The following is a 16900-nucleotide window of genomic DNA, read 5'->3' on the forward strand; positions in this document are numbered from 1 at the left end:
TTATGAAAACAAAAACAGCTTTAAGGCAGCCGCAGTCGACATAATTCGAATTAGCCATTTGAATTGGATTGGGTTCACTTTCTTTAACACGTGGTAACCGATGAAAGAACCTATCACCAATCCAGGCACTGCGTATAAGCTGGTTTTTGTGCTCTCGACTGAGAGCAAGCCAAGGCTGATATAAAATGGCAGCTTCACCACGTTAATAATGAAAAATGCCCACGCGCGGGTACTGACATAGGTCTTCTTATCCAGCTTTTGCTCCAATAGGAACAGGCTAAATATCGGTCCCGCTGCGTTGGCCATCATGGTCACAATCCCGCCAATAAACCCCATAGAATAAGCCGCGAGCGGCTTCTGCATAAAAGAGGTTGGGCGGTAATCCAGATACAATCCTAGCGCAATCATGGCAAGTATCATCACGCCAAGAAAACTCACAAACTGTTCCGCATTAATGTTCGCAAGGAAATGACTGGCGACAAACACCCCGAGAAAAGCCAAAGGCAAAAAGCGCGCTAACACAGACCAAGCGATTTTAGATCGATAGCTAAACACCGCCATAATATCGGTAATAATATACAGAGGTAATAAAATGGCTAACGCCTCAGGCCCTGGGACAGCAATCATCACAATGGGCAACACCAGCAACCCCATGCCGCCAACAGAAAATTTAGAAAAGCCGGTAATTAAACCCGCTAAAAACAACACAATAACCGTAATATCCACGTTTTCTCCTTCAAATAACTTACGAGATAACTCGTTTTTATGCGTGCAATAATACGGCAATTAATGAACAATAAATAATCTCGTTTAATTATTATAATGATCATAAATATTGATCAAGTGTGAGGCTTATGAAACTGGACCAACTCAGAGCTTTTATTGCCGTCGTTGAAACCGGAAGCTTTCGTTCCGCTGCAGACGCCATCCACAAAACTCAGCCTGGAATCAGTGCGGCAGTAAAAGCATTAGAAGAGCAATACGGGATTTTATTATTTGATCGTAACAGTTACCGGCCTACGCTGACCGCCGAAGGTCATGCCTTCTTTTTGCAAAGCCAAAAGCTCATGTCACAAGTTTTGCAATTGGAGAACCTAGGTCATGACCTTGCTCAAGGCACCGAAGCGCCACTTCATCTCTGTTTAAGTCAAATGGCGTTAGACAATGACTGCATGTCACGAATCAAAGCCTTTCAGCGCCAGCACGCGGATATCGCCTTAGACATCACCACAGATCACCTTTATGGCGTGCAAGAAAAGCTCGCCAAGAACAAATGCGAGATCGCCATTGGCCCAAGGTACGGTCTCGATGACAGACATGCGTTTATCGAACTGAATAAAATCACCATGATCGCCGTAATTAGTCCAGAATTACTCGCCACGCTCAACACAAGCGACACCAAGATCAAGCAACAATCTCTTTATGCCATTCCCCAAATTTTGGTCAACGACACCACGGCCAACGCCTCAGAAAATGGCCATAGGTACGTTTTACCAACAGGCAAACGCTGGTACGTAAACGATTTTCAAGCGAAGAAAACCTTTTTGGTGCACGGACTTGGTTGGGCACGCATGCCGAAGCATTGCATTCAGGCAGAATTGAGTAACGGACAACTGGTGCCGATTGAAGTGGAGAATTTTACCTCACAGAATCAGCTGCCCATTTTTATGATTCGTCTACGCCATCAAACCCAAAGCTCGCAAGCGAACGCATTCTGGGAAATGATGAAAGGCTTTTCTAACAACACAGAAAACGATCTATAAGGTTTTATTTAATGCCCAATCATAATCTAAGAAACGAATGCTCATATCCTTGTCTTTAAGCTTCTGAATCTCTTCTGGGTTTAAAGACAAATCGGTGGCGTGATCAACTAAAAACTGCTCCAACGACGCATAGCCTTGCCAGCCTTTTTCAAAGTCTTCTCGATACCATTTAAAAATAGAAGACAGCGCTAACTTGCCATTATCTATTCGATTTCGACTGCGATCTTGCAAGAAAAGTCGCGTTTGTTCGTCTAGCTGAGCATCTAAACGCTTGCCCGTATAAGCTTCATTACGAAGCGCAGGACAACCGATACTCGCGCAATTCACCGCGAAATGAATGCGTGGGTCTTGATAACGATCTGAACCACGAATCAAGGTATGTTCGATATCATCCAAAGATCGCGTTTCACCCAATAGCGGAATAAAAGACTTACTCCACGGCGAACTAAAAAAGCTGCCGAGATCTTTAATCGAATCCAAATCCGGCCACTCTGTCAGGATCAATTCTACTGTCCACGCATTATAAGCATTAATCAAAAACGCCAATTGCTCGTCTTTCGGCCAATCATCAAACTCAGGGGTCGCTACTTGAGACAAATCCGCTAAGTAGCGATCCAGTTGCGCCTTATCATCGGCAAAGCCTTGATAATCCACTTGGCTTGCCTGACCGCCATTGAGCGGCAACACATGCTGTTTTAGCAATGCATCCCATTGACTGTGATCGAAGGTATTTGCCGCGATCACCTGAGAGCTGAACAGGCCAGCGAAGGAGACACTCAATAAAGTTAAAACCAATAAACGAAGCGTTTTCATCGCATTAACCTCGACGCCAAGCATGGTATTTTTCCAGCCAGTTCAAAATACCTTGCGGTGCGTGGGCGCGTTTCCATTCCCCTGCGGCGTATTTATTGGCTTCCGCCCATGTTGGATAAGTATGAATCGTGCCGAGGACTTTATTCAGGCCAAGACCATGTTTCATCGCCAGTACAAATTCTGCCAACAAATCCCCAGCGTGTTCGCCAACAATGGTCACGCCCAAGATCTTATCTTTGCCCGGCACCGTCAGCACTTTGACAAAGCCTTTTGCTGCGCTATCGGCAATGGCGCGATCCAAGTCATCCAATTCGTAACGCACCATTTCATAAGCAATGCCTTTATCTTTGGCATCCTGCTCGCTCAAGCCCACTCGCGCCACTTCAGGATCAACAAAGGTGGTCCAAGGAATCACTCGATAATCGACACGGAATTTTTTAAAGGTACCAAATAAAGCGTTCACCGCCGCGTACCAAGCTTGGTGAGCGGCAACATGAGTAAACTGATAAGGGCCCGCCACATCGCCCGCGGCAAAAATATTGGGGTAAAGAGTTTCCAAATAATCATTGGTGACAATGGTGCCTTTGGTTTCAATTCCCAGATTTTCTAGACCATAACCTTCCAGACGCGCTTCGCGGCCAACCGCACAAATTAGCGCATCAAACTCAATGACCGATTCTTGCTCATCACGCTCAACGATCAAACGCTTCACATCGCCTTCTTTTTCACAACGTACGGCACTGTGAGAAGTCAGCATAATCACGCCATCTTGAATTAGGCTTTCTTGTGCCAGCTTAGACACTTCTTCGTCTTCTCGCCCCATAATGCGAGCCGAGCGTTCCACTTGTGTAACCTTGGACCCTAAACGAGCAAAGCTCTGCGCTAATTCACAACCAATCGGGCCACCACCTAAAACCACAAGGCGCTTCGGCGGCTCATCGAACTTAGCAAAGGCGTCCCACATGGTATCGCTGGTGTAATAACCCACCTCGTCTAAACCTGGCAGATTCGGCACAAAAGGGCGAGCGCCGGTTGCCAACACAATACTGCGCGCCGTCAAACGTTGCGTGTCGCCGTCATGTCGTTGAATTTCTACCGTCCAAGGGTCAATCAACTTGGCGTAACCCTGCACCACATCGACACCCATTTTGCTGTAACGCTCAACGCTATCGTGAGGCTCAATTGTCGCAATCACATCGTGGATTCGTTGCATGACTTTTTTGAACGAAAACGTCGGCTCACTGCTGTTCAAACCATAGTTTTCAGCATGGCGCATTTGATGTGCGACCTTCGCACTTTTGATCAACGCCTTACTCGGAATACAACCATAATTTAAGCAATCACCGCCCATTTTATGGGCTTCGACCAAGGTGACTTTGGCTTTTACTGTCGCTGCTATGTAAGCACTTACTAAGCCACCAGCACCCGCACCAATGACAATCAGATTTCGATCGAAGGATTTTGGTTTGCTAAATCCAGCATACACACGGCGCGCTTTCACCAGATCGACAATTTTCTTGGCCATAAGCGGAAACACACCCAACAAGACAAAAGACAACAGTAAAGACGGTGACAAAATGCCCGACAAACTCTCCAATTGGCCAAGCTGAGTTCCGGCATTGACGTACACCAGAGTGCCTGCGAACATACCGACTTGGCTTACCCAGTAAAAAGTTAAAGCAGGAATCGTCGTCAACCCCATCAATAAGTTGATTAAGAAGAAAGGGAAAAGAGGCACAAGACGAAGGGTAAATAAATAAAACGCACCTTCTCTTTCGACTCCTTCATTAATCGCCTTTAATCGATCACCAAAGCGCTTTTGTACTGTGTCTTGCAACAGGTAACGGGATACAAGAAAAGCCAAGGTCGCGCCAATGGAACTGGCAAAAGAAACAATCACAGTGCCCCACAACAAACCAAACAAGGCACCAGCCGCCAGCGTCATAATCACCGCACCAGGCAAAGACAACGCCGTCACAATGACGTATAAGAGTAAGAACCCTCCACCCACTAAGAACGGACTGACTGCACGCCACTCTTCAAATCGTACCAAGCCCGATTTCAAGCCTTCTAACGTTAATAGCTGGTGCAAATCAAAATAGAAAAAGCCCACTGCCAATGCCGCAATCAGTACCAGCAATCCAATTTTTTTCATTAGTCACACTCCGAAAGAGCCTTGCGACTCGGGGAAAATACAATTAATCAATTCGTTAATGGTAGTTAGACAGAATACAGACTGGAATTATTACAGCAAGAAGGATTATTTTTTCAATAATCCACAGAGAGCAGAAAACGAAGCCGCGCCTGACTAAAGCAAACACGGCCAAAAGAATAAATCGCGGTTTATAAAACGGCTTTTATACGCCCTGCTAAAAGACTAAACAACACGCCAAAACAACAAACGCACAAGACCAACACGACCAAGCCAGAAAGACCATAAACTGCAATTGCCGTTGCAAACGCCGGAGGCCCAACCGTTGCGCCAATATTGCCGAACTGGGCAAGTAAGCCATAACCTTGCGCTTGCTCACTTGGGTTGCGAGCCAGAGTGGGAATCATCGCTAGCGCAGAGCCAGGTACCATTCCTAGAAACAACACCATCACACCAACCACAACACAGAACAGTTCAGCCGAGCCACTGATTAATGACAAAACTACCGCACTGCTGGCAACGCCAAAATACGCCATCAAAGCAACACGCTGTGGTCGCATGAGATATTGCGCAATAGCACCCGCTAAAAAAGTACCGCCTGTACTAATGAGTGGCAACACAACCATCATCAGCTTCTGCAATGTAGAATCGCCAATCAAACCAGGCACGTAGGTCAACACAGACACCAAAGTGCAGGTATAAAACAAGAACACACAGCTTGGCAGCAAAGCACGAGGGTTCTGATAAATCTTGATCATTTGCCTAATAAAACCGTCTTGCATCTCTGTCACTGGTACCAAGTCCAAAACCGGATTTTTTCTTAGCTTGAAAAACAACACCACACCGATTGCGGTGATAAAAAGCCCATGGCTCAAAAACAATGTCTGCAAACCGTATTGGTCTAAAATGCTCTTTCCAGCCCAACCGCATAACGCAAACGCGACACCAAAAAACGTCCCCCAAATCCCCATGGTCAAAGACTTATGTTGCGGGGCACTTAATTTAGCAATCAAAGTGGGCGCAGCGACAACCACACCCAACTGAGAAAAGCCTTCCAGCATACGGGTCACAAACAATAGATTAAAATGTGGTAATGTAGATTGAATCAAAGACAAGCAACCGCCTAGCAGCAAAGCGCCCACCAATACCTTCAAATAGCCCACTCGACTGGCAATCATGCCCGCCGACACACCAAACACCAATCCGGCAATACCCACTGCGGAAAGCGCCGCGCCCGTTGACGTCGCGCCCATCTGATAATGCTCCAGCAAACCATCAAACGACACAGAAAACTTGGCAAACTGCATGGCCGCCGAAATACCCGCCACCCACAGCAAAATAACGTTTAACCATTGAGTTTTCGGCTCGGTGGTTGATGATTGAAAAGAGGAGTTTGGCATCTCGCTTCCTTATTAGAATGAAAATTAAGCCATCGACTAAAAAGATGCACTTAAAAGCTGACCTTACGGACAAATTATAGGCGTTATTCTAAAGCAAAAAGCACCAAAGAGGGGCAGATATTTATAATTAGAGTAAGGAAAGGCTTAGTATTTCGCTCGATAATGCGAAGGAGGAAATTCATGTTGCCTCGCCCAAAGACGACGAAATTGTCTTGGGTCGTCGAAACCACAACGTTCTGCGACTTCCTCTATTGGCAAAGAGGTGCTTTGCAAAAACTGCATCGCTAAAGCGAGGCGCAATTTATGGATATATTCCCGTGTCGTTACACCGGCGCTTTCTTTAAACAGACGCACAAGATGACGCGGACTGCACTGGGCAACGGCTGCTAAGCTCTCTAATGACCAATTACGTGCAGGGTCTACCTGAATCGCATCTTGCACTCGGTGTACGCTTTGATGAAAGTGATTGCGGTTTTCTAGCCATGGAGATTGACTAGGATCATTCGGGCCACGACGAGAAAACAACACCATATGACGTGCGACCTGACTCGCACAATTTGCGCCAAATTCCTGTTGTATAAGATACAGAGCCAAATCAATACCAGCCGTTACGCCAGCACTGCTATAAAAACAGCCATCCACGGCAAACAATCGATTACCCAACACCTTGGCGGTCGATTCTATGGCTTGCAACTCGTCTAAATGCATATGGTGAGTCGTACAGGCTCGACCCGCTAAAAGCCCAGCTTTTGCAAATAATAAAGTCCCCGCACAAATACTAATATAGCGACCAATATAATTTTCCTGTTGAGCTAACCAACCTATCGTTGCTTCCATAGCAGGCGTATCTAAATCAATTAGATCGCCCGCCAGTCCAGTACTAACAACCCAGCTATTCACCGCTATAACATCAGGTAGTGGTTCAACTTGAATATTTAACCCCAAGGTATTTTCGACCTTTACTTCAGGGCCAACAAAATGCAGTTCAAATTGTCTCTGATTCAAAGGTTCGGCCCCAGCTACAAAGCGATTTGCATATTGAAAGGCCTCCGCAGGGCCAATCGTATCCAGCAAAACACTATTCGGCATCATAATAAAATAAACTTGAATCTTAGTTATCACCGACACCTTATACCTCTTTGAAGGTTGTTTTGAATTGATCGAAAAGCCGAACACCAAAAGTATTAACCAACAGACCGATCAATACAAAACACACACCGATCCATTGAAGTGGTAACAGGCTTTCATCCAGTATTATCGCTGCAAAGGTCAAACCCACGATAGGAACACCCAAGGTCAAGGGTGCAACTTGGCTCGCTGGATAACGGCCCATCAAATATCCCCACAAAGAATAACCCAAAATAGTCGCCACCAAGGCAAGATAAGCCAGAGCACCAATAGACACCCAACTAATATTCATCAAAGCTGAATACATCAACTCAGGCCCTTCCATAAACCAAGAGCACACAAAGAAAGGCAATGGCGGCACCCAAGCACTCCAAATAACCAGGTTCACATTCACTGCGTAGCCTTTCTGACTCATAGTGCGAGCACTAATATTCCCCAACGCCCAGCTCGCTGCGGCGAACAAGGTTAGAATAAACCCAAACAACGTCATATCGCTGACGCCAGACACCACAGCAATCATCAGCAAACCACCGCCCGCTAAAGCAATCGCCAACACTTGATGAAACTTCACACCTTCTTTCAAAAAGACCAACGCAAACACCATGGTAAACAACGCCTGAGACTGCAACACCAAAGACGCCAGTCCCGCGGGCATACCATTTGCCATCGCCATAAACAAAAAGGCGAACTGCATAAAACCCATTGGTAGCGCATACACACACCACCACTTTAGCGGAATATTAGGCCGTTTCACCAACAAACACCCGATCGCCGCCACCGCTAGAAATCGCAGTCCACCCAATAGCAAAGGCGGCACTTCGCCAAGGCCAAAAGAAATCACCACAAAGTTTAATCCCCAAGCGAGGATAATCACCAGAGCCAAAATACTGTCTTTGAACGTCATAATGCCTACCACCAATAAATTTGATATAAGCATTATAAAAAGGCGTTTAACGAGAAACGAGGACAGGCCGTAGGGTCAAAAAGGACAATGCGTAAAACAAAATGGCCTGAAAGAATATCTATCAGGCCATTTGAGGAAAAACAGCTAAAACTATTGAGCCACGGCCGTTAACTCAGCCTTTCTCAGTTCTTTCATGCGCAATCCGATGTTGCCGAGGATAAGCATTAAACCGCCTATGATTTGGTAGCCAGTTAGCCCCATATCAAGGAATAGCCAGTTGATCGCGGCGGCGAAGACAGGGAAGGACAGTTCCGCCAAGGTAGCAAGTTGCGCGGGGACTGTTTTTAGACCTTGGTAGTAGAACCACATACCGATAAATCCACTAAGCAATGCCATCACCACCACTAAGCTTAAATCGATAGAGGTCATCACTTTCAAGCCATCAGACTGCGCCAACGCCATGGGTAATAACACCAATAACCCAGCCACAAAACGACCCGACATAATTGCGTTGGCCGGCATATGTTGATGGGATAAATATTTACCACACACCGTCGCCGCGCCCCAAGCAATAACTGCAATCAAGGTATAGCCATAGCCTTTCATAATACTGCTTACGTCACTAGAATAGTGCCATTGAGCATCACCTAGCTGGCGTAAATCCGGCCACATCATCACAAAACTGCCCAGTAAAATCACTGCCGCCCAACGTAGAAATTGCCCTTCAATACGTTCTTTCAACAACCAGTAAGCCAATAAAATCGCCACGATTGGTTGCAGCTTTTGCAGTAAGATAACGACCGTTGGGTTCAAATAATGAAAAGCTTCAGTGAACGCCAATGTACCCATGGCAGAACCTATACCGCCAATAAAAAACAAACACGAAAAACCACTTATCGACATATGACGATAAACATGGCGATAGCGCCACAGCATAGGTGCGACAAACAACACCAAGGTAAGGTGTTCGATTAGGACTATTTGCAGAGTGGAATAACCCGCCCCCAATAAAGGGTAACGAATCAAGGTATCAAGTGCCCACGTGAAACACGCGATCATAATAAAGAATGTGCCTGCCATCTTTGGTTTCTCCAAATATCAAGATGAACAGGGGTGATGAGGAATATACCAAGACCTACACACGATAATGCGCAGCTCAGAAGCACCTGAAAAGCATCAGACACAACAAAGACTTGGTCGACTTCTATCATCCGGACTATGACCGTCGGCTCTGGAGTCTCACCAGATCTGCTGACCTTTGTTCATAATAAACAAAGCGCTCGCGGGCTGTTGATAGATTCTTCAATCTTGTCAAATCACCGCCGGTGGGGAATTTCGCCCCGCCCCGAAGTTCGATTAAGTAAAATTAATGCGTTAACTTTAAACCCATCTTTTTACTTAGGCAATAAGTACAGCCATCATCATAATGAAATACTCCATTTTATATTTAACAAACTCCTGACCAAATACTCAGTATTGCTATACACTCGTTACTCAAAAATACACATTCATTGAATAGGAAAACGTCAATGCATACCTCTTCTAGAAGCGGCATATTTTACGCGTTAACGGCTTTTACGCTTTGGGCCATTGCGCCGATTTATTTTAAGGAAATGTCGTTTGTTCCTGCGACAGAGATTCTTGCCCATCGAGTGATTTGGTCTTGCGTCATTGTGCTTGTATTGATAATCCTATTACGTTACACCGACGCATTAAAGAAGGTCTTAAACTCACCTAAAACCCTAATGGCCATGCTGATATCAACACTTCTTATTGGCTTGAATTGGGGGACGTTTATTTGGGCGGTACAAAATAACAAAATGCTAAGTGCTAGTTTGGGCTATTACATAAACCCACTCATTAGTATTTTATTAGGTGTCATTTTCTTCAAAGACAAACTTGATAAAGTTCGCAAAGCCGCCGTCGTTTTATGTTTCTGTGCAGTGGTATTTGAAGTGATTCAATTTGGTTCTTTACCTTGGATCGCTTTAATCCTCGCTATTACCTTTGGCTTTTATGGCTTGGTACGTAAAAAAATTGCTGTGGATAGTTTTACCGGTATGGCAATTGAAACAGCCATTATGCTGCCTTTAGCCCTTGCTTATTTGGTACTCAGCCCGTCACCAAGCGCCAACATGTTTGAGAATAGCGCGAATGTTAATTGGCTACTGTTTGCGGCTGGCCCGGTAACTATGGTTCCACTAATGTGCTTTGCAGCAGCAGCGAACAGAGTCAGTATGGTGACACTTGGATTTTTCCAATATATAGGTCCAACAGGCATGTTTTTTCTAGCGGTGTTCTTGTACGACGAGCCACTTAGTCCAGAAAAACTGACGACCTTTGTATTGATCTGGTCGGCTCTTGCTATGCTGATCGTTGACTCAGTACGACGACTTCGTAAAGCCAAAGCAACCAAGATGCTGAATCAAAACACGATTAATTCTTCCAATTAGCCAGCTAAAAAGAGCGAATACAAATTCAACTGGCTTCGCTCTTTTTGACAGCTTTTTCTTTTTTACTAACCGCATTTCAGCCAACAATCATCATTCGTAAAGACTGAAATGTCCATGTCATCAATGAGGAAGCTTCGCGGTAACCTATTGATTAGTCTATTTATTAACTCGAGAACCCCTATTGTAAGAATCATCTTGAAATAAGTGGGATTCTTACCATGAACGTTAATGTTCAAAAACTTTTTGCCAAAACATTTTCGACTATCTTTTTTACCCTTTCTGGTTTTGTTGTCATTGCCAGCTTCGCTGGTGCAATCAATGAGTTCAACCATGGTGAAAGCCTAACCCAAGCCATCATTAAGGTTATCAATTCAAACATAATCGCCATTGCGGTATTTGAATTGGCTATGGTGATCAACAAAGAATACGGCAGTGATAATGAGCATGACGTTATAGTTTTATTAAGACGAACCCTGCCCAGATTTATCGGCACAGTTTGTGTTGCTATGGCACTAGAAGGTCTGATTATGGTGATCAAATACAGCCAGCTCGACATGGCAGGCAATTTGTACTATCCAGTAGCGATAGTTGCTAGTGCAGGGTTCCTGCTGATGTCTCTTGGTATTTTTCTTAAATATGCCCCCCGTGAACATTAATTAAAATTAAGCGGCGTATATCAAGAGAGCTTTTGTCTCTGATTGTGGTGATTTTTTGTTTCTTTTTTAATCATCAAGCCTCACAATCGCGGCATGTTTAGTTACTGATTATTACATAATGAAAATCATATCTTTTGACGCCCTAAGAACACTGCATTTACCCCAGGTTCGCTACATAAAACCAGAATCTATGTATGAACATCTAGATGAGATTAAAGAGGCCGACTGGCTACTTTTCCCTCAGTATTGGCAACTTAATGCCTTAGTTCACGGGCTTAAAAAGCGTATTTTTCCCAGTATTGCCACTTACATGATTGGCCACGATAAAGTCGAAATGACGCGAACTTTCCGCACTATTGTGCCCATGCAACACCCCTATACCGTTATTGCAGCAAACACCCCCTATGAAGCGGAAAAAATTTGGGAAGAAATGCCATCGCCTTTTGTGGCTAAAGTCCCACGTAGCAGCATGGGTAAAGGCGTGTTTCTGATTGAGACCATAGGGCAGTGGCGTGAATATATCGATCAAACTAACGTGCTTTATGTGCAGGAATATTTACCAATAGACAGAGATATGCGCGTTATTTGGGTGGGCAATAAGATTGTCAGTGGCTATTGGCGTTTACAATCGGATAATGGCTTTCACAACAACATCAGCCAAGGTGGCCAAGTAGAAATGGGCTTAATTCCAAAAGAAGCTCAAGACCTTGTCACCTATCTAGCAGAATCGCTAGACATCAATCATGCTGGATTCGACATTGCCATGGTCGGCTCAGTCCCATATGTTATTGAAATAAATCGTATATTTGGCAATCAAGGGTTACCCAATATTCAACACGATGTTAATACAGAACTACTCAGCTATTTAAATGAACAACATCTGCTTTCAGTGGCTAATTTAATCGATCAACCAAGCGGCTTTTAAAACATACATAAACCAATAAGTATAAGGGACGAGGTTCAACCCGATTTGCTTATTGGTTTTGCATCCTAATCATAGCGGTGATAGCAAGATTAAGCTTCTTGACGACCTCAGGCTTGATACGAGTATAGGCCGTGCAGTCATTAATCGCAGCGGCATATTCGGTAAACAGCTTCTTTTCGGAATAGCGTTCATTGAGATGCGAAGCAAATGTATTCTTTTGTCGATCAAACAGTGTCTGCATCAGTTTTGCCTGGCCTGCGTTACCACCATACATATTAAGTAGTCGTGGCGTAATTACTTCCTCTTGAAGGTAATCACGGTAGGAAGATAATCCAGTATGAACAGCGCGTATGTCTTCTTCAGCATAATTCTTTGCGTAGTCATCCAGCTTGGAATCAACAAATTCGACCAAAGCCACACAGGAATTCAGCTCGTTGATAGACGGATTCGCAGCCCATACTAAGGAAGGCGAACACAGTAGCCCAACCATAAAAACTAGGTATCTAGACATACTTAGCCCTTTCGTTTCTTATAATTATAGTAGTAATGAGTATCAAATACTGATTACTACTATAAAGACTATTCAACTGAGGGACAATCAGATATAACGCGCTCTGAAGAAGGAGGGTTATTTTCCAGTTTATTGGCGGGGCGAATAGGCCTTGAGGCTAAGTTACCACCACAGTTTGGGCAGCGGTTATTAGGAAGCTTCGTATCAACGCAGTCGACACAGAAAGTACATTCAAAACTGCAAATCATGGCATCTTCAGCCGACGGTGGTAAATCCTTATCACAACACTCGCAATTTGGTCTTAGCGCTAGCATGCGTAGCCCCCTTCTGTATCCTCGAAAAAATAACTATCTAAAGTATTGAAACGCCACCCATACCTATAATGTAGGTGGCGAACAATAAACCAAAAATAGCTAATTAACGATCAACTCGCCAGGGTAAAACGCGCCATCGTTTGTTTCATCGCCGCACTTTGACCACTCAATTCTTCTGCTGCGGCCGCACCTTCAACAGAACCCGCTGCATTTAACTCAACAACGTCACCAACCGATGCCATCGCTTCGGTCACTTCGTTCACTGCCAATGCTTGCTCACCGCTGGCGGAGGCGATCTTCGCGACAATAACCGATGTTTCACTAATGCCGTCAAACACGGCCTGAAGCGATTTATTTGTGCTTTCGGCTATAGCGACACCATTTGCGGTCTTAGATGATGATAGTTGTATCAACTTCGCCGTTTCGGCCGCGGCGCCGGTACTTCTAGATGCCAAGCCTCGCACCTCATCCGCTACAACCGCAAAGCCTCGTCCTTGCTCGCCCGCTCTTGCCGCTTCAATCGCCGCATTAAGCGCCAGTAAATTGGTCTGCTCGGCGATTTCATCAATCGTCTTAATGAAGCCAGCAATACTTTCTCCAGCGCCTTTAATTTCATTCATCGCTGTAATCATTTCTCGCATCTGTGCTTGGCCTTCAACGACCGCTTTTTGAGCTTTATCCGCTAGCAGATTCGCCTCTTTAGCGCTTTCGGCGTTTTCACTGGTTTGCACTGACAACTGTTCCAATGCCGCCGAAATCGTCTGCAAGTTGTCTTTTTGTTGAGTCGCGCCCTCAGCAAGAGAATGACTAAAGATTGATACTTGTGAACTGCCAGCAGCAATTTGATCGCCTGCATTCTGTATATCCATGAGAATCGTATTTAAATTCTTCACCATATCTTGCAAGGCTTGCCCAAGGCTGTCTTTGTCTGATGCCAAAACCACTTTTGCCGTCAAATCCCCATCGGCGATTTTTTGAGCTAAAACCGCTTTATCTTTCAGGCTTGCTACCATGACACGAATAGCTGCGTATAAACTTGCTTCTTGTTCATTATTATCTGGTAACTGAACTTCCAAGTCGCCTCTTGCTACTCCTCGTACAACTTTCGTGACCAGAGCTGGGTCGCCACCTAATTGCGACGTGGTTGCACGAGTAATCAACCAAGAAATGACAGCACCTAATAAGATGGCAATGACAACAGAGATTTCGATAATAAAGACAGCCAACTCATTACTTTCGGTCAATTCAGGCCCAAGTAAATCTTGTTCGTTCTTAATAGATAATTTCAAGTCCTCTGTCATCTTAGTCACAACATTACCGATTGGGTTCAATGTATTATTCACAATCGCGTTACGATCTAATATAACCGAGACTGTCTGATCAAAGGCTTGCTTATAGATCGCCATGTCCTGAGAAACAGTTTCTAATAAGGCCTGACGAGCTGGGTTTTGTAGTTCTCGATTTAGTGTCTGTATTTCCGTATTAAGGTTAACCACTTCTTGATTCACTCTTTCAAAGGCATCAAGCTCATTCGACTCTAGAAACTTCAGGACATACAAACGCGCTAGCAACAAATGTCTCATCGCAAACGATGCATGAAAAGCTGCAGTAACATCGCCAGCCTCTTTCGCTGAAATCAGTATTTCAGTTAAGTTTCTCTCAATCATCGGGCCTTTAACATTTAAAACTTTCTCAACTAACTCGTTTCTTTTAGTTTTTAGATTCACCACTTCCTCAAAGCCATTAGAGTAATTAGTCAATGACACCTCTAGCTCGTTAATAGTTTTTAAGTCTTCGGGTGAATTAAGGTCTATCGCTGCTTCATCGATGAGTGTCTGAGTTTTACCCCAGTAATAGTCAAATGCCTCTTTATCTTTTTCACTTCCGGTTGCTATGTAGCTTTTTTCGTCCATACGGACCATTAACATATTTGCTTGAACTCGACCAACTGCATTCGTCGCTCTTGCCATAGAACGGTATTCATCAAAACCACTCGATGCCTTGTCGAGTGCAAAAAATGCCGTCGAGCCAACCAAAGCTAAAAGGCCAATAACAATTGCGAAACCTAGATATAACTTTTGTGAGAATGAGAGCATATTCCTTTACCTCATATTGAAAATGGAGAGTTCCAACATGGAATATAGAACAAAAAGTGCAAAAAAAAAGAAAGGACTTGTATTTTTTTGTAATGCATATAAAAGAGCGCTTTTATCCAAACAAAAGCGCTCTTTGGGAGGGTGAACAGCATCAAGACAATATATTAGGTGCTGTTTTATTAAGACGCTTAGGGTGTTTTTCCCAGCGTACTTTGACTTCGAACTGTTGACTGTCTTCATCTTCATAAGCACGCACCTTAAGACGCATGAGACCTTTTGGATCAAGCGTTAACGAGCCTTCTTTTTCTTCGCTGAATTCCAGTTTGCCTTTCGACAAACCTTTTGACAGGGCTTTTAGGACATCTTGAATATCGTCGGCATCCAATAAGGCTTCGTATTTAAATTCTGTTTTCGATTTCATAATGCTTATCCGTAGATTCCTTGCAGTTCTTCGGCCGAAATGACTTTTGCGGTCGGGTAATCGCAGCTTAGCCCAACAACGCCAGTGTCTTTACCAATCAAGGTCGCACCAATACCGTGGCCTTTTAACCCTTCCGCTGTTCGAGAGTGACAGTCCAAGGTGATATCCGCTTCCACATGCACCAAGCCTTTTTTAATAGTAATACGCTGGCCTTGCTGGCGGTTGATATGACCTTGTACCACAACATGAATACCGGCTTTGTGAATGGCTTTAACGCCTCGATGAGTCAATGGGAGATCGGCGTCACGGTATTTGGTTCTAAACGTGTTGGCTATAGAGCTGTAGTAAAAGCTAAACAGGTCACGACGCTTCAAATTCTGGTGGAAGGCTTTATTCGCATACTTGGTGCCGCTTTTCAGTAGCATTTGCCCCATGCTGTCATCTAAACCGGCATGCAAAAACAAGAATGAACCACGCTTGGCGACCAACTCCATCTTGCGGAAAAACCAATTGAATTCGCCCTTCTTGTGCAAAAACAACTGCTGGCATTTCAATGAGGTCGCATACACTTGTCGTAAGCTCAATCCAGCCGACAAGCAGTGTTTCTCGAAACTGTGATTTTTCGATTCCATCTTGCGCACTTCACGGTCGATGCCTTCTGCAGTCAAAAAGCCGGCCGCGTGAAATGGGAACGCTTTAAACCAGTCATCTCCTGGGAATAACAACTCTCGACACTCGTCTTCATCGGGAATTTTCTTATCCCATTTCGTATCCGCTAAATATTCATCGAAGACTTCACGAAACAGCGGCACAACTTTTTTGCCCATGCGCACGAAAAAATGCTGGTTACCCACGTCTTTTTTACGCGCCAACGCTAACAAGCCCATCAGTAACCGTAAATCATGATTACCAGCCAATAAAGTCACCCGCGCTTTTAGCTTATAAAGCTGTTTGACACTACGCAGTAACTCAAGATTACTCGGCCCTTTGTCCAAGCAATCACCACCGACGATAATCTCAGACTGCCTGCCTTTTTTGGTCAGAGAAAGATGCCCCAAGCCCGATTTTTTCTTGCGCTCTGCCACGCCTGCCGCGATCAAGGAATTTTCAAAGGCGACTGCATCCGCATGAGGATCAGAAATAAACACCACGGAACGTTTTGGCCAGCGCAGCCTATTTTTCTTGAATAAAGAAGGCGTTTTGCTTGCTTCTAAAACATGACTATTCACCGAGCTTTCATCCCGAGGCCAAGCGGTCCACTCGCTCGGTAAGCGAGCGATAATGTCAGCATGATGAGGGCGGTCTGTGACGGTTGGGATGGGGCTTTGCATTGTATTGGTTACCTTTTCTATTAAAAGAGCCAT

The 16900-nt window shown here is 44.6% G+C and carries 16 protein-coding genes and 1 riboswitch; of the genes, 4 read left to right on the plus strand and 12 right to left on the minus strand.

Annotated features, from left to right (window positions below; all coding sequences use genetic code 11):
* The gene (locus tag DFP77_RS15625; RefSeq protein WP_114413164.1) at nucleotides 1-726 is read right to left on the minus strand and encodes a sulfite exporter TauE/SafE family protein; all 726 of its coding nucleotides are present in this window, start codon (nucleotides 724-726) and stop codon (nucleotides 1-3) included.
* A 128-nt stretch (nucleotides 727-854) separates the two neighbouring features.
* Here DFP77_RS15625 and DFP77_RS15630 point away from each other — a divergent pair, with 128 nt between their 5' ends.
* A complete protein-coding gene (locus tag DFP77_RS15630) occupies nucleotides 855-1763 on the plus strand; it encodes a LysR family transcriptional regulator (protein WP_114413165.1) in 909 nt (302 codons plus the stop codon).
* On the opposite strand, the gene DFP77_RS15635 is transcribed toward DFP77_RS15630, so the two are convergent.
* The 6 genes from DFP77_RS15635 to DFP77_RS15660 form a co-directional block, all read right to left on the minus strand.
* Entirely contained in the window at nucleotides 1758-2576 is an 819-nt protein-coding gene (locus DFP77_RS15635; RefSeq protein WP_114413192.1) for a DUF547 domain-containing protein, read from the minus strand. The two genes, DFP77_RS15630 and DFP77_RS15635, sit on opposite strands and share 6 nt — an antisense overlap.
* A 4-nt stretch (nucleotides 2577-2580) precedes the next feature.
* Entirely contained in the window at nucleotides 2581-4731 is a 2151-nt protein-coding gene (locus DFP77_RS15640) for a dihydrolipoyl dehydrogenase family protein (protein WP_114413166.1), read from the minus strand.
* Between the two features lie 188 nt (nucleotides 4732-4919).
* On the minus strand, nucleotides 4920-6128 hold the full coding sequence (locus DFP77_RS15645) for an MFS transporter (protein ID WP_114413167.1): 1209 nt from the start codon (nucleotides 6126-6128) through the stop codon (nucleotides 4920-4922).
* Between the two features lie 144 nt (nucleotides 6129-6272).
* The gene (locus DFP77_RS15650; protein ID WP_114413168.1) at nucleotides 6273-7256 is read right to left on the minus strand and encodes a GlxA family transcriptional regulator; all 984 of its coding nucleotides are present in this window, start codon (nucleotides 7254-7256) and stop codon (nucleotides 6273-6275) included.
* Nucleotide 7257: 1 nt separating this feature from the next.
* Nucleotides 7258-8160: an EamA family transporter gene (locus DFP77_RS15655; protein WP_181858577.1), complete on the minus strand. Its 903-nt coding sequence runs from the start codon at nucleotides 8158-8160 to the stop codon at nucleotides 7258-7260.
* A 150-nt stretch (nucleotides 8161-8310) separates the two neighbouring features.
* Entirely contained in the window at nucleotides 8311-9240 is a 930-nt protein-coding gene (locus tag DFP77_RS15660; RefSeq protein WP_114413170.1) for a DMT family transporter, read from the minus strand.
* Nucleotides 9241-9355: 115 nt separating this feature from the next.
* Nucleotides 9356-9518: riboswitch (FMN riboswitch) on the minus strand.
* Between the two features lie 171 nt (nucleotides 9519-9689).
* Between DFP77_RS15660 and rarD the strand changes: the two genes are divergently transcribed.
* From rarD to DFP77_RS15675, 3 genes are all read left to right on the plus strand, one after another.
* Entirely contained in the window at nucleotides 9690-10613 is a 924-nt protein-coding gene (gene rarD, locus DFP77_RS15665) for an EamA family transporter RarD (protein ID WP_114413171.1), read from the plus strand.
* Between the two features lie 218 nt (nucleotides 10614-10831).
* Complete coding sequence (locus DFP77_RS15670) at nucleotides 10832-11269, plus strand: hypothetical protein (RefSeq protein WP_114413172.1); 438 nt, start codon at nucleotides 10832-10834, stop codon at nucleotides 11267-11269.
* A gap of 118 nt (nucleotides 11270-11387) precedes the next feature.
* Nucleotides 11388-12194: an ATP-grasp domain-containing protein gene (locus DFP77_RS15675; protein WP_114413173.1), complete on the plus strand. Its 807-nt coding sequence runs from the start codon at nucleotides 11388-11390 to the stop codon at nucleotides 12192-12194.
* Nucleotides 12195-12243: 49 nt separating this feature from the next.
* On the opposite strand, the gene DFP77_RS15680 is transcribed toward DFP77_RS15675, so the two are convergent.
* From DFP77_RS15680 to DFP77_RS15700, 5 genes are all read right to left on the minus strand, one after another.
* Nucleotides 12244-12705 carry a hypothetical protein gene (locus DFP77_RS15680; protein WP_114413174.1) on the minus strand — a complete coding sequence of 154 codons (462 nt, stop codon included), beginning with the start codon at nucleotides 12703-12705 and terminating at the stop codon, nucleotides 12244-12246.
* 68 nt (nucleotides 12706-12773) lie between these two features.
* Complete coding sequence (locus DFP77_RS15685; RefSeq protein WP_114413175.1) at nucleotides 12774-13019, minus strand: DUF1272 domain-containing protein; 246 nt, start codon at nucleotides 13017-13019, stop codon at nucleotides 12774-12776.
* Between the two features lie 110 nt (nucleotides 13020-13129).
* Complete coding sequence (locus tag DFP77_RS15690) at nucleotides 13130-15115, minus strand: HAMP domain-containing methyl-accepting chemotaxis protein (RefSeq protein WP_114413176.1); 1986 nt, start codon at nucleotides 15113-15115, stop codon at nucleotides 13130-13132.
* Nucleotides 15116-15266: 151 nt separating this feature from the next.
* Nucleotides 15267-15536 (minus strand): amphi-Trp domain-containing protein, encoded by a 270-nt coding sequence (locus DFP77_RS15695; RefSeq protein WP_114413177.1) that lies wholly within the window; start codon nucleotides 15534-15536, stop codon nucleotides 15267-15269.
* Nucleotides 15537-15541: 5 nt separating this feature from the next.
* Nucleotides 15542-16867 (minus strand): metallophosphoesterase, encoded by a 1326-nt coding sequence (locus DFP77_RS15700; RefSeq protein ID WP_114413178.1) that lies wholly within the window; start codon nucleotides 16865-16867, stop codon nucleotides 15542-15544.
* Nucleotides 16868-16900: the final 33 nt, after the last annotated feature.

This window comes from Marinomonas foliarum (assembly GCF_003337275.1).
Taxonomy (GTDB): Bacteria; Pseudomonadota; Gammaproteobacteria; order Pseudomonadales; family Marinomonadaceae; genus Marinomonas; species Marinomonas foliarum.